Raw genomic sequence first — 13,150 nt, 5'->3', positions numbered from 1 at the left:
GGTCTGTCACGGATCTGTCGACAGCCCTCCGAAAGCGGCTGACAGATTCCAGCGAGATCGAAGTCCCACCGCTGACAGATAACCGAGCTATCCTCCCGTCCGACTCGATGGGCTGCAATTCGAACGAAAGGAGCGACGGATGAGCGGACTCCTCCGACCCCAGCCGGCTTTTCCGCTTTTCGGAGGAACGTGGCCCACAAGCCGCACCATGAAAACGACGTCCGGAGCTATCCTGACGCACCACATCCCGGTACCGCCACCCACAACGGCGGTGCGAAAACATCCCGCGCCCGCAACAAGGAAACCACTATTCCTATGCGGATCGCGCGGATCGAAACCGTACCCATGTCCACTACCGAACTCGACAACGCCGCTGAAGCGCTCGCCGTCCTGCTCAACCACTTCATCGACGACCACCCCGACCTCTTCCAGTAGTCAGTACCACCGGTGGCGGCCCGTCCGGCCGCCACCGGCACCACCCCTCCACCGCGAAGGACACCCGCCCGTGACAGCCCCACCCCTCGCCCCGCCCAAGCGGCGAGGCCGACGCGCCCACCGACCCACCCCGGCCGAGCGGCCCGTCGGCCCGTGCCGGGTCTGCGTCTACATCCGCCGCTCGACCGACGACGAACACCAGCCGTTCTCCCTTGACGCCCAACGCGCCGCCCTGGAGAAATACGTCAAGTCCCAGCCCGGGTGGACCATCGTCGCCGAATACGAAGACGACGCCTCCGGTGCCACCACCCACCGACCCGGTCTTCGGAAAGCACTCCACGCCGCGAAAGCCGGTCTCTACGACGTGCTGCTCGTCTACCGACTCGACCGATTCAGTCGCAGCGTCGCCGACCTCCTCGACCTCATCAACATCCTCGAAGGATCCGGCGTCCGATTCTCCTCCGCCACCGAACCCGTCGACACCGGCGGGCCCTTCGGCCGCATGATGCTTCAACTCCTCGCCGTGTTCGCCGAATTCGAACGCAACATCATCATCGACCGAGTGAAAAGTGGCATGACCGCGAAAGCCAGCAAAGGCAAATGGGCCGGCGGTACCCGCCCCTACGGCTACCTCGTCAACCCCGACCACCGCCTCATCCCTCACCCCGACGAGGCACCCATTCTCCGCGACATCTTCCGGCTCTACACCCGCGACCGCGTCGGCACCCGCGCCATCGCCACCGTCCTCAACGAACGGGGCGTCCCGAACCGGACCGGGAAGAAGTGGTCCGGGCACACCATCAACCGGATCCTGGACAACCCCGCCTACGTCGGGGACATCGCCTACCGCGACGTCTACGTCCCTGACGCCCACGACGCGTTGATCGACCGGGACACCTTCCAACGCGCCCAGGACATCGCCAACGCGCGCGGCGACGTCCAGACCCAGCGGGCGATGTCCGATTCGGACTACTACCTCACCGGGCTACTGACATGTCCGCGCTGCGGGCAGCGCTACATCGGCACGTCCGCCAACGGACGGACCCGCCGCTACCGCTACTACACCTGCTTCACCCGCACCCGATACGGCAAACACGCCACCTGCGACGCACCCCGCCTACCCGCCGACGACCTCGACAACGCCATCCTCACCGCGCTGCACGACTTCTACACCACCGCCGAGCCCGTCCTGAGCGCCATGATCGAACGCGCTTATGCCCAACGCAACAGCACCACCGACGACCGAGGCGCTGAACTCACCGCCCTCGCCCACCAGATCACCACCACCGAGGCTGCCATCGACCGGTATCACACCGCGTTCGAGAACGGCACCATGGACGACGCCACCGCCGGCCCGCGCATCCGGGAAATCCGCCAACAGCTGGCCCAACTCCATGCCCGGCACGCCGAACTCGCCGCCGGTCTGGCCGCCCAACCTGCCCCACCAGCGCCCGGCACCATTGCCCTGATCCGCGACTACCTCACCACGATCATGGCCAGCGGCAGCGACACCGAACGCAAGGCCGCCATCGAGACCCTCATCGCCGAAGTTCAACTCACCGACCAGGGAGTCATACCCGTGTTCAAGATCCCCACAGACACGACGATGCCCCCGCCTGAAACGGACGGGGGCACTTCAGGAGTACCACCGGTTCGCACAATGGTGCGGTCGGTGGGCCGCCAGGGACTCGAACCCTGAACCTATGGATTAAAAGTCCACAGCTCTGCCATTGAGCTAGCGGCCCGCCCGCCCAGGCTACCGGAACCCGCTCACACCGGTCTTCCGGCTTCCCCCGTGGTCGATCTTCCGACAGGTCCGCCGGTATGGGCTGGCCGGCCCGGGGAACTGGGATGGGCATGAGGTTGAGCAGTACTCCCGCGGTGGCCGCGTCACGGGAGGTGCCGGGCGCCGACGGGGTGCGCCGGCCGGGTGGCGAGGTGCACGCGTGGCTGTCGGGGCAGAACCAGACGGTGTGCGGGCTGCCGCTGAGCCGTACCCGGCTGCGTCGGTTCCCGCACGTGCCGTTCGACTACTCGGCCACCGACGTGCTCACCGAGGCCGACCCGGAGGGCTGGGTCTGCCCGCGCTGTCTGGCCGCCGTGCAGGGCCGCCGCCAGGGGGAGCGGGGCTGGACCCGGACGAATCCGCGGCCCTGAGCGGTCCGGGGGTTGGTGCCCGCACCAGCGGGTACGGCAGCGGGCATGCGCGTCGTCATCGTGGGGGCCAGCGGCAACGTGGGCACCGCCCTGCTGCGCCGGTTGCGGCAGGAGTCCGGGTCGGAACTCGTGGGCGTGGCCCGGCGGCTGCCCGGTCCGGGGGCCGGTGAACCGTACGACGGGGTGCAGTGGCACGCCTGCGACGTGGGCGCTCCCGGGGCGGCCGACCGGCTGGCCACGATCGTCTCCGGCGCTCAGGCGGTGGTGCACCTGGCCTGGCAGATTCAGCCGAGCCACGACCGGCGGACGCTGTACCGGACCAACGTCGAGGGCAGCCGCGCGGTGATCGACGCGGTCGTCCGGGCCGGCGTGCCCGCCCTGGTGCACGCCTCGTCGGTGGGGGTGTACGCGCCCGGTCCGAAGAACCACCCGGTGAGCGAGAACTGGCCGGCCACCGGGGTGGCGGGGTCGTCGTACAGCCGGGACAAGGCGGAGGTGGAGCGGCTGCTGGACACGGTCGAGCGGGAGCAGCCGGGATTGCGGGTGGTCCGGCTGCGGCCGGGGCTGATCTTCCAGCGGGACGCCGGCACCGAGATCAGCCGCTACTTCATCGGCCCGCTGCTGCCGGTCCAACTGCTCCGGTACGGCCGGATCCCGCTGGTACCCGCCAACCGCCGGCTGCGGATGCAGGCGGTGCACGCCGACGACGTGGCCGACGCGTACGCCCGGGCGGTATTGGGTGAGGCGCGCGGCGCCTTCAATGTCGCCGCGGACCCGGTGCTGACCCCGGAGCTGGTGGCCCGGCACTTCCACGGCTGGACGGTGCCGGTGGCGGCGCCGGTGCTGCGCGCGGCGGCGAGCCTGACCTGGTGGGCCCGGCTGCAGCCGGTCGACGCGGGCTGGGTGGACCTGGCGTTGAACGTCCCGCTGATGTCCAGCGAGCGCGCCGAGCGGGAACTCGGCTGGCGCCCGCGGATCGACGCGGTGACCGCGCTCCGCGACCTCTTCGCCGGCATGTCCCGCCGCGCCGGCACCGCCGCTCCACCGCTGTCCACCGACCCGACGCTGCCCGGCCGCCCCGCCGCCCTCCTCAAGGCCCGCCTCCCCGGCCACCCCAACCCCTACTAACCCCACCCCCCACCCCTCCCCGATGCCCTCTTCCTCGGCGTTGATCAAGGAGTTTGCGTCGGTTCAGGCGCTCCCGGCGACGCAAACTCCTTGATCAACAAGGTGAGGGGGCGCGTCGGCGTGAACTCCTTGGTCAACAAGGTGAGGGGCGCGTCGGCGTGAGGTCCTTGGTCAGCAAGGTGAGGGGGCGCGTTGGCGTGAGGTCCTTGGTCAACAAGGTGAGGGGAAGGGGGTGGTGAGGGGTGGTCAGGGGAGGATGGTGGGTGGGTGGGCGCCTAGGAAGAAGATGCCGGGGTAGCCGCGCGTTTCGAAGCCGGCGCTGGGGTTGCGGCGCAGGGTCGAGTGCTCGATGCGCAGGGTGCCGGTGCGGTTGTTGCTGACGAAGAAGATCGCCCCGCCGCCCTCGGCGGCCCGGTTTCCCTCGATGATCGTGCCGGCGATCCGCACGGTGAACTCGTTGCCGTCGCAGTAGATCGCGCCGCCGCTGCCTCCGCCGGGGGTGCCGGACCGGGCCGGGTTCGCGCCGTTGCCGACCGCCCGGTTGTCCCGGAAGACGCTGTTCAGCACCGTCCAGGAGACGCCGATGCTGCTCAACGCCCCGCCGTTGGCGCAGTTGCCGCCGGTGAAGGTGCTGTTCACCACGTACACCGGTTTGTTCTCGTACTGGCTGAGCACGCGCAGCGCCGCGCCGCCCAGGTCCGGGCCGGTCCGGTCGCAGCGGTTGCCGACGAAGCGCGAGTTGACCACCTTGAACCGGCCGCCCCGGACGAAGATCGCGCCGCCCCCGCCGCCCTCGGTCCGGTCGCCGGTGGAGTTGCCGCCGGTGAAGGTCAGGTTCTGCACGGTGAGCTGCGGGTGATCCTGGTTCTGGCAGTGCGACGTGGTCCACCCCTGGGCCTGGTCGCAGGTGTTCAGGTAGAGGATGCGCCGCTTCCCGCCGCCGCTCAGGGTGACCTTGCCGCCGCCGTCCAGCACGATCCGCGGCCCGTGCGAGTTGACCACCTTCGCGGTCGCCTTCATGGTGATCGTCACCGGGGCCGGGCCGCAGTTGAAGGTGATGATGCCGCCGGCCGCCACCGCCTTCACCACCGCCTCCGAGGTGCAGCTCGCGGCCGTGCCGGTGCCGATCCTGCGGGTCGGGTGCGAGGTGTCCACCGCCCGCGCCTCGGCCGGTACGGCGGCGCGACCGGCCGGGTTGCCGGCGCGGAACGCGGCGGCCGACGCGGTGGCGCCGGGCGTCGCGGCGCCCAGTCCGGCGCGGGCGCCCGGGCCGGCCGTCGGGGTGGCCGCCGGAACGGAGGCGGTGGTGGTGCCGGTCGCGGCGGCCGGGGCGGCGGGCGGCCGGGCCGGGTCGCCGGGGGCGCAGGCGGGCAGTCCCGCGGTGCCGACGGCGAGGACGAGCAGGAGGAGAGCGGACTTCACGCGCACCGCCCGATGCTAGGAGGGCGACCCGCCGGTGCACGAACCGACGCCGGATCCTTAACCCGCCGCTAAGCCGCCCGCCGCCACCCGGAAAGCACCCATCCGCAACGGTGAGGACCGGTGACTGCGCGGCCGGGCCGCGCCGCGACGAGGCCGGGCCGCGAGGGGACCAGGGCCACAGCGACCAGGCCGGGACCACAGCGACCGGGCCGGGACCACAGCGACGAGGCCGGGACCACGGTGACCGGGCCGGGCCCGCCGGCGGGTCAGGTGTGCGAGAGGGCGAACGCGGCCAGGAAGCCCAGGACGGTGATCAGGCCGACCAGCAGGTGCGCGTCCTCGAACGCCTCCGGCACCATGGTGTCGGTGATCATGGCGAGGATGGCGCCGGCCGCCAGCGCCGTGATGGTGGCCAGCACCACGGGCGGGGCGCCGCCGAGCAGCGTGTACCCGGCCAGCGCGGCCGCGCCGCTGACCAGCGCGATCGCCGTCCAGAGCAGGAACACCCAGCGCCGGCTGCGGCCGGCCTGGCGCATGCCGGCGGCACTGGACAGGCCCTCCGGCACGTTGCTGAGGAAGACGGCCAGCACGGTGACCAGGCTGACCGGGCCGCCGGCCAGCAGGCTCGCGCCGATCACCACCGATTCCGGTACGCCGTCCAGCAGCGCGCCGACCGCGATCGCGTTACCCGAGCCGGGCTGTTCCTGTTCGGAGGGCTGCACGTCGCCGGAGCGCTTGCGGTGCCGGGCACCGCGCCGGGCCAGCAGGATGTTCGCCCCGGTGTACGTGAGCGCGCCGATCGCCGCGCCGATCGCCACGGGCAGCAGCCCGCCCTGCTCGTGCGCCTCCGCGATCAGCTCGAACGACACGGCGGAGAGCAGCACGCCCGCGCCGAACGCCATCACGGACGCGATCACCCGGCGGGGTACCCGGGCGACGTAGCCCACCACCGCCCCGATCACCAGGGCGGAGCCGGCCAGCAACCCCCACAGTCCCGCTTCCAACCACTCCGGCACCCGCAGGACCCTACCCCGCCTCCGGAACGGGAAAACCGCTCAGAAATCGGCGAACAGGTACGGCAGCGCGCGCGGGAAGATCTGGCGCAGCTCGGTGGCCGCGTCCGGCGGCACCTCGCCGAGCCCCCGGATCGCCACCTCGACCGGGTCGAGCACCCCGTACGCCAGGGCGGAGAGCCCGGCGGCGGTCAACGTGGCGGTCGGCACGCTGCCGGAAGCGCCGCTCTCCCCCGGCAGCAGTTCCAGCCGCCCGGTGGCGCCGTCGAGCAGGTGCGCCCCGGCCAGCCACCGGTCGCCGACCAGCTCGACGCGGACCCGGCCGGTGCCGGCCGGCAGGCCGGCGAGCGCGTCCAGGCTGAGCAGCCGGGCCATCGGCGCCGGCGAACCGGGCCGGGACACCCGCGCCTCGACGTGCACCGCCAGGTCCGTGAGCCACAACTCGGGCAACTCGTCGGCGGGCAGTTCGACCCGGATCCGGTCCACCTGGTCGACGTGGTGGGCGAAGAACCGGAGCAGTGACGCGCGGGCGTACGGGTCGTCGGCGAGCAGGTCGTCGGCGATCAGTTCGCCGCCGTGGTCGTCGATCCGGTAGGTCACCGCGCCGACCGGCACGCCGTCCCGGACCGCGGTGAGCAGCCACCGGTCGTCCCGGTCGCGCAGCGACACCGCCCGGAACTCGGGGAAGACCGCGAAGCCGTGCCGTTCCCGCAGCTGCCGCTCGGTGTAGCCGCGCCAGGTCGCCCAGCCCGCGCCGATCCGCTCCCAGCCCACGTCGCCGGGCAGTTCGGCGCGGAGCAGCGGGGCCAGGTCCGCCGGGGAGAACACCGCGGTACGCCGGCGTGGCAGCCCGACGTAGCCGAAGCGTTCGTAGAACGAGGCCCGGAACGGGTAGAGCGCGGTCAGCGCGTGCTCCTCCTCGCGCTGCTCGTCGAGGAGCCGGGTGAGCAGGGTCCGGACGTGACCGCGCCGGCGGGCCAGCGGATGGGTGGCCACGCCGGCCACGCCGGCCATCGGCAGCACCCGGCCGCGCAGGTTCTGCCGCATCGGGATGGCCGACGCGGCGGCCGTGGTGAGCCCGTCCTCCTCGACCACCAGCGTCCGGTTGCCCGCGTTGTACGGCAGGTACTCGCGGAACTCCTCGGTGCGGGAGTCGGCCATCGGCGACGCCTCGAACGCGTACGCCTGGAGCGGAAAGCTGGTGGTGAGGCGTTCCTCGGCGGCCAGGCGGCGAATACGCATCCGTCCATCCCAACCCGGCCCGCCGGTGCCCGCAACCGGAATCGGCGTCAGGTCACCGGTAGCTGCCGGACGTGCCGGCGGCGGCGCAGCCGCGCGGACACCGCGCCGGCGACCGCGAGGACCAGCAGGGCGGTCACCGCCACGGCGTGCAGGACGCCCCGGGTGAGGTAGCTGTCGTCGGTGTGGTCGACCGCCCAGGTGGCGATCTCCCGGCACGACCAGAACGGGGTGAGCCGGGCCCCGGCCTCGGCCGGGTCGAGCAGCATCTGCACCGTGACGACGGTGAGCAGCAGCAGCGTCCCCTCCAGCTCGCGCGGCAGCACCGCGCCGATCAGCATGCCGAAGGGCGCGGCCACCGCGACCGCGCAGAGCATCGCGGCGGCCACCCCGCCGTACCGCAGGCCGTCGCTGTCGACGGCGACGAGCCCGAAGAAGGGTACGGCGATGACGAGCCCGATCACCCACAGCCCGAGCATCCGGCCGAGGTAGAGGTGGTGCGGCCGGTAGCCGGCGAGCCGCAGCCGGGGCTCCAGGTCGCGGGCCGCGCCGGTGGTGAAGAGGGCGGCGGTGCTGACTGCCCAGGCGATCCCGAGCAGCAGCGCGCGTACCGACTGCCCGATGTAGGCGTCGCGCCGGATCAGGTAGAAGGCCAGCGGCATGAGAAGCAGCAGCAGGAGTACGCCCCGACGGCGGACCAGCTCCCGCAGGGTCATCTCGGCGACGGTGCTCAGCCGGTGCACGGGCGGCCTCCGGGTACGGCGGGGGTGAGGTCGAGGACCAGGTCCACCCGATCGAGTTGGTTGAGCAGGTGGGTCACCACGACGATCGCCCGGCCGGCGTCGCGCAGCCGCAGCAACTGATCCCAGAAGTTGACGTAGCTGCCCCGGTCGAAGCCCTGGTAGGGCTCGTCGAGCAGCAGGATGTCGGGCTCGTTCAGGGTGGACAGGGTGAGGTTGAGCTTCTGCCGGGTGCCGCCGGAGAGCTGCCGGGCGGGCACCGGGTCGGCGGACTCCCAGCCGAGTTGCCGGGCGGTGGCCCGGCCGGCCCGGCGGGCCGTGCTCCGGGTCATCCCCCGGCCGGCTCCGACCAGCACGAAGTGCTCGTCGGGCAGGAGGAAGTCGGCGGTGCCGCCCTGCTGCGGGCAGTACGCCAGCCGGCCGGCGAGGGTGACCTGCCCGCGGTCCGGGGACGCGAGCCCGGCGCAGATCCGCAGGAAGGTGCTCTTGCCGCAGCCGTTGGCGCCGATCACGGCGGCGATCTGCCCGGCCCGGACGGTCAGGCCGGCGTCGCGCAGCACGGTACGTCGGCCGTAGCGCTTGGTGATCCCCTCGGCGTGCAGCAGGACCGGGCCGGGGCGGGGCGCCGGGCGGGTGCCGACGCTCTCGGCGATCACGGCGGCGTACCGGTCGGGCGGGCCGAAGACCGTCCACGGGTCGCCCCCGCCGTCGCGCAGGTGGGTGGCGGCCTCGGCGACCACGTGCCGGATGTCCTCCGGTGCCACCCGGTCGTGGTGCAGTTCGGCCGCGAACGCGTGCAGCCACTGGTCGGCGTTCACCCGTCGACTCCTCCCGTCACGATGGCCGTCACCGACGTCGCGAACGCCTGCCAGTCGGGCCCGCCCCGGCCCAGTGCGGCCTGTCCGCTCTCGGTGATCCGGTAGTACTTGCGGGCCGGTCCGCCGGTTCCCTCGCGCCAACGCGCGGTGATCAGCCCGCTGCGCTCCAGCCGGAGCAGCACCGGGTAGAGCGTGCCGCCCTGGATCGGGCCGATGCCGGCCGCGTCGAGGGACTGGGCGAGTTGGTAGCCGTACGACTCGTGGTCGCGCAGCAGGCCGAGGACGCAGAGGTCGAGCACTCCGCGCAACCACTGGCCCCGCCGCTCGGTCATCACCCGCTGGAGAGTAGTGCCGTCATCTAGATGGCACAACTATCTAGTGGGCCACGCCGGGCCGTGAGGGCTCCGGGCGGTGGCGGTCAGGCCGCGGTGACGTCGGAGACCACGACGGTGACGTTGTCCGGGGCGCCGGCCTGGTGGGCGAGCTTCACCAGCTGCTCACCGCACTGCTGCCGGTCCTGGTAGGTGCCCAACGCCGAGGCGATGGCGCTGTCCTCCACGTAGTCGGAGAGCCCGTCGCTGCACAGCAGCAGCCGGTCCCCGGCGAAGACGGTGAGCATCCCGATGGCCGGCGGCGCGTCCGAGCCCTGCACGGCCCGGGTGACCAGCGAGCGCTGCGGGTGGTGCCGGGCCTGGTCGGGGGAGAGCGCGCCCTGGTCGACCAGCGCCTGCACGAAGGTGTCGTCCCGGGTGAGCTGGGTCAGCTCGCCGTCGCGCAGCAGGTAGCCGCGGGAGTCGCCGACCTGGGCGAGGACCAGGGTGTCGCCGGCGAGCAGGCCGGTGGTGAGCGTCGTACCCATGCCGTCGCGGGCCGGGTCGACGCTGATCGCGGCCCGGATGCGCTGGTTGGCGGTGCTCACCACGGCGCGCAGCGCGTCGGCCGCCTCGTCCGGCCCGGTGGGCGGAGTCAGCTCGTCCAGGATCCGGATGACGATCTCGCTGGCCACCTCGCCGGCCGGGAGGCCGCCCATGCCGTCGGCCACCGCCACCAGGCGGTCACCGGCGAGGGCGGAGTCCTCGTTGTTGGTCCGGACGAGGCCGACGTCGTTGAGGATGGCCGAGCGGAGGATCAGCGTCATGGGTCAAGCTTGCCAAGAAGACCCCATTCCCGTCTCTACACACCGGGTATGGCGGTCGGGAAAGATTCACTCCGGGCGGGCCGCTGACCGTCCACCCTGGTCGCCGATGGGGTAGCGCAGCAGCAGGCTGGCCCGGACCGGCTCGTCGCCGACCGCCGCGTAACTGTGCGGCACGTCGGAGGTCCAGCGCAGGTACTCGCCGGGGCCGGCGGTCCCGGGGTGGTCCACCGGCCCGGCCCGCAGCACGCCGGAGAAGACGGTCACGTGCTCGGTGACGCCGGCCTGGTGGGCGGGGGAGAGTTGCGGCGGCCCCGGGCTCACCCGCATCCGGTACAGCTCGTAGGTGGCGTCGGTGTCGGTGAAGACCTCCAGCAGGGTGGCGCCCACCGCCGCGCCGCGTACGGTCGGCGTCTCGGCCGGCCCGGACAGGACGGCGGTCAGCGGCACGCCGAGCTGCGCGGTGACCGCGTAGAGCGTCTCCAGGGTCGGGTTGCGGGTGCCGTTCTCCAGCCCGGAGAGGGTGGCCTTCCCGACACCGGCCAGCCGGGCCAGCGTGGAGAGGGAGAGGCCGCGTTCCTCGCGCAGGGCGCGGATGCGCCGGCCGACCTGGTCCGCATCGTGGCCACCGGCTGGTGGGGCAGTTGCCATGCCGGCTATCGTCCTACACCGTCCCGTTCCGTAAACGGAACGGTAGGAAACGGGGGTGGGGACATGACCGGTCGGCTGCAACCCGTACTGGCCGGCGTGGTCACCGCGCTGGTCGGCTTCGCCAGCTCGTTCACCGTCGTGCTGGCCGGGCTCCGGGCGGTCGGCGCCGACCAGGCACAGGCGGCCTCCGGCCTGCTGGCGCTCTGCGTCGGCACCGGATTGTGCGCGGTCTGGCTCGGGCTGCGGCACCGGATGCCGCTCGCCGTCGCCTGGTCCACCCCGGGCGCCGCGCTGCTCGTGGCCACCGGTCCGGTGCCCGGCGGGTGGCCGGCGGCGGTAGGCGCGTTCCTGCTCGCCGGGGGACTGATCGTCGCGGCCGGGCTGGTGCCGGCGCTCGGCCGGGCGGTCGCCGCGATCCCCGCCCCGGTCGCCAGCGCCATGCTCGCCGGGGTGCTGCTGCCGCTCTGCACCGCGCCGGTGCGGGCGCTGGTCGAGGTGCCCCGGCTGGCCGGGCCGGTGGTGCTGGCCTGGCTCCTGCTGCACCGGCTCGCCCGCCGGTGGGCCGTACCCGGCGCGCTGGCCGTGGCGGTTGCCGCCATCGGGCTGACCGCGCCCGGCCCGGTCCACGCCGACCTCGCGCCGGCCGTCGCGCTGACCGCGCCGGCCTGGACGCTGCCCGCGGTGGTCGGCCTGGCGCTGCCGCTCTTCCTGGTCACCATGGCCGCGCAGAACGTGCCCGGCACCGCGGTCCTCGCCGGCTACGGCTACCGCGCCCCGCTCGGTTCGGCGCTGCGGGTCACCGGGCTGGCCAGCATGCTCGGCGCGCCGGCCGGAGGGCACGCGCTGAACCTCGCCGCCATCACCGCCGCCCTGGCCGCCGGCCCGGACGCCCACCCCGACCCGGACCGGCGCTGGATCGCCTCGGTCACCGCCGGGATCGGCATGGCGCTGCTCGGCCTCGGCGCCGGCCTGGCGACCGCGCTGGTGCTGCTCTCCCCGCCGATCCTGGTCGAGGCGGTGGCCGGGCTCGCCCTGCTCGGCGCGCTGGCCGGGGCGGTCTCGGCGGCCGTCGCCGAGCCGGTGGGCCGCGAGGCGGCGGTGGTCACCTTCGTGGTCACCGCCTCCGGGGTGAGCCTGCTCGGCGTGGGCGGGGCGTTCTGGGGCCTCGTCGCCGGCTGGCTGATGCTACTGCTCTTCCGCCGCCCACCGGGCGGCCCGGATCACTCCTCCTCGGGCAGGTCGGCGGCCGGGACGGTGAGGCGTACCCCGTCGTCACCGACGGCGGCGATCCGGTCGGCCAGCACGTAGACCGCGCCGGTGCGGGCCAGCCCGGTGGAGACCTTCAGGTAGCCGTGGCGCAGCAGCCGGGCGGCCAGGTCGGCGGGGACGTCCGGCTCCCCGGCGGCCGCCGACTCGATCAGCTCGTCCAGGCTGCTCCCCGGGTCCACCGGCGCGGGCGCCTGCACGGTGACCGCGCTCGGATCGGCGCGCTGGACGAGATCCACGGTGCCCACCTCGACGCCGGTCGAGTCGACCACCCGCATGCCGGTGGTGACCCGGGCGACGGTGTCCTGCTGCTGGCTCATGCTGGCGCGGTTCCCGGGTCGCCCGGCCGCTAAACGGATGGGAGCCAGCCGCCCGGCGGGCGGGGGGAGAGCTCGCGCCAGCTGTCCGGCCCCTCCAGCAGCGCCCGGACCGTCTCCTCCGCCTCGTCCACGCTGGCGTACTCGTAGAATTGGGAGACCCCCTCGGCGCCGCCGGCGCGTTGCTCGACGTGCCAGCGGTCGCCGTCGACCCGGAGGAAGACGTCCCGCCGGGCCAGCCGCCCCCACTTCCCGTTCCACCAGTGTTTGCGCTGCTCCATGCCGTGGACCCTATCGAACATGTGTTCGACACGGGTCGGCCCCCGCGGGATTCCCACGGGGGCCGATCGGCTATGGGTCAGCGCGGGGCCGGCGGCTCCTGGCGGCGACCCAGCACGTCGTCGAGCGCGCCGCGCTGGGCCGGGGTGCCGTGGTTGCCGGCGAGCAGCGCGTCCCGGATCTCGGTGAGCAGCTTGACCTCCTCGCTCGGCGCGGCCGGCGGCGGCTCCTCGCCCCGCTTGCGCCGCTCGGCGAGCTTGTTCATCGGGAACACCACGAGGAAGTAGAGCACCGCCGCGGTGAGCAGGAAGGTGATCGCGGCGTTGATGAAGTCGGCCCAGGTGATGAAGTTCTCCTCGCCGATCTTCCACGAGCCGGCGAACTGGTCCTTCCCGCCGCCCATCAACTTGATCAGCGGCTTCAGGAACGAGTTCGTGAAGGCGGTGACCACGCCGGTGAACGCCGCGCCGATGACGACACCGACCGCCAGGTCGACGACGTTGCCGCGCATGATGAAGTCTTTGAAGCCCTTGAACATCCGCACTCCCGT

The 13,150-nt window shown here is 73.0% G+C and carries 15 protein-coding genes and 1 tRNA gene; 4 read left to right on the top strand and 12 right to left on the bottom strand.

Annotated elements, in window-relative coordinates:
• Positions 1-505: 505 nt before the first annotated feature.
• Positions 506-2,134 carry a recombinase family protein gene (locus tag LQ51_RS32480; RefSeq protein WP_082159713.1) on the top strand — a complete coding sequence of 543 codons (1,629 nt, stop codon included), beginning with the start codon at positions 506-508 and terminating at the stop codon, positions 2,132-2,134.
• Here LQ51_RS32480 and LQ51_RS29285 read toward each other — a convergent pair.
• Positions 2,109-2,180, bottom strand: a tRNA-Lys gene (locus LQ51_RS29285). The genes LQ51_RS32480 and LQ51_RS29285 overlap by 26 nt on opposite strands.
• A 136-nt stretch (positions 2,181-2,316) precedes the next feature.
• On the opposite strand from LQ51_RS29285, the gene LQ51_RS29280 reads away from it, so the two are divergent.
• Both LQ51_RS29280 and LQ51_RS29275 read left to right on the top strand, forming a co-directional pair.
• Positions 2,317-2,592 (top strand): hypothetical protein, encoded by a 276-nt coding sequence (locus LQ51_RS29280; RefSeq protein ID WP_231605927.1) that lies wholly within the window; start codon positions 2,317-2,319, stop codon positions 2,590-2,592.
• A gap of 45 nt (positions 2,593-2,637) precedes the next feature.
• Positions 2,638-3,720, top strand: a complete 1,083-nt coding sequence (locus tag LQ51_RS29275; protein ID WP_046571300.1) for an NAD-dependent epimerase/dehydratase family protein — start codon at positions 2,638-2,640, stop codon at positions 3,718-3,720.
• A 246-nt stretch (positions 3,721-3,966) separates the two neighbouring features.
• Here the strand turns inward: LQ51_RS29275 and LQ51_RS29270 are convergent, their stop codons facing one another.
• The 8 genes from LQ51_RS29270 to LQ51_RS29235 form a co-directional block, all read right to left on the bottom strand.
• Positions 3,967-5,148, bottom strand: a complete 1,182-nt coding sequence (locus LQ51_RS29270; RefSeq protein ID WP_046571299.1) for a hypothetical protein — start codon at positions 5,146-5,148, stop codon at positions 3,967-3,969.
• 260 nt (positions 5,149-5,408) lie between these two features.
• On the bottom strand, positions 5,409-6,158 hold the full coding sequence (locus LQ51_RS29265) for a ZIP family metal transporter (RefSeq protein WP_046571298.1): 750 nt from the start codon (positions 6,156-6,158) through the stop codon (positions 5,409-5,411).
• 39 nt (positions 6,159-6,197) lie between these two features.
• Positions 6,198-7,397 (bottom strand): GNAT family N-acetyltransferase, encoded by a 1,200-nt coding sequence (gene eis / locus LQ51_RS29260; RefSeq protein ID WP_046571295.1) that lies wholly within the window; start codon positions 7,395-7,397, stop codon positions 6,198-6,200.
• 47 nt (positions 7,398-7,444) lie between these two features.
• Complete coding sequence (locus LQ51_RS29255) at positions 7,445-8,110, bottom strand: ABC transporter permease (RefSeq protein WP_197087946.1); 666 nt, start codon at positions 8,108-8,110, stop codon at positions 7,445-7,447.
• 14 nt (positions 8,111-8,124) lie between these two features.
• Positions 8,125-8,952, bottom strand: coding sequence for an ATP-binding cassette domain-containing protein (locus LQ51_RS29250; RefSeq protein ID WP_046571292.1), 828 nt, complete (start codon positions 8,950-8,952; stop codon positions 8,125-8,127).
• A complete protein-coding gene (locus tag LQ51_RS29245) occupies positions 8,949-9,284 on the bottom strand; it encodes a PadR family transcriptional regulator (protein ID WP_046571290.1) in 336 nt (111 codons plus the stop codon). Before LQ51_RS29245 ends, LQ51_RS29250 begins: the two co-directional genes overlap by 4 nt.
• A gap of 86 nt (positions 9,285-9,370) precedes the next feature.
• Positions 9,371-10,090: a PP2C family protein-serine/threonine phosphatase gene (locus LQ51_RS29240; protein ID WP_046571289.1), complete on the bottom strand. Its 720-nt coding sequence runs from the start codon at positions 10,088-10,090 to the stop codon at positions 9,371-9,373.
• A 66-nt stretch (positions 10,091-10,156) separates the two neighbouring features.
• Positions 10,157-10,738 (bottom strand): helix-turn-helix domain-containing protein, encoded by a 582-nt coding sequence (locus tag LQ51_RS29235; protein ID WP_046571286.1) that lies wholly within the window; start codon positions 10,736-10,738, stop codon positions 10,157-10,159.
• A 63-nt stretch (positions 10,739-10,801) separates the two neighbouring features.
• Between LQ51_RS29235 and LQ51_RS29230 the strand changes: the two genes are divergently transcribed.
• Positions 10,802-12,046 (top strand): benzoate/H(+) symporter BenE family transporter, encoded by a 1,245-nt coding sequence (locus tag LQ51_RS29230; RefSeq protein ID WP_082159711.1) that lies wholly within the window; start codon positions 10,802-10,804, stop codon positions 12,044-12,046.
• Here LQ51_RS29230 and LQ51_RS29225 read toward each other — a convergent pair.
• The 3 genes from LQ51_RS29225 to mscL all read right to left on the bottom strand — a co-directional run bounded on the left by LQ51_RS29225 (position 11,959) and on the right by mscL (position 13,138).
• Complete coding sequence (locus LQ51_RS29225; RefSeq protein ID WP_046571285.1) at positions 11,959-12,324, bottom strand: hypothetical protein; 366 nt, start codon at positions 12,322-12,324, stop codon at positions 11,959-11,961. The genes LQ51_RS29230 and LQ51_RS29225 overlap by 88 nt on opposite strands.
• A gap of 29 nt (positions 12,325-12,353) precedes the next feature.
• The gene (locus tag LQ51_RS29220; protein WP_046571373.1) at positions 12,354-12,602 is read right to left on the bottom strand and encodes a hypothetical protein; all 249 of its coding nucleotides are present in this window, start codon (positions 12,600-12,602) and stop codon (positions 12,354-12,356) included.
• A 77-nt stretch (positions 12,603-12,679) separates the two neighbouring features.
• Complete coding sequence (gene mscL / locus LQ51_RS29215; RefSeq protein ID WP_046571283.1) at positions 12,680-13,138, bottom strand: large conductance mechanosensitive channel protein MscL; 459 nt, start codon at positions 13,136-13,138, stop codon at positions 12,680-12,682.
• Between the last annotated feature and the right edge of the window lie 12 nt (positions 13,139-13,150).

The organism is Micromonospora sp. HK10, assembly GCF_000982955.1.
Classification (GTDB): Bacteria; Actinomycetota; Actinomycetes; order Mycobacteriales; family Micromonosporaceae; genus Micromonospora.
Note: the sequence above shows the minus strand (reverse complement) of the source record. Positions and strands in the feature narration are given on the sequence as shown.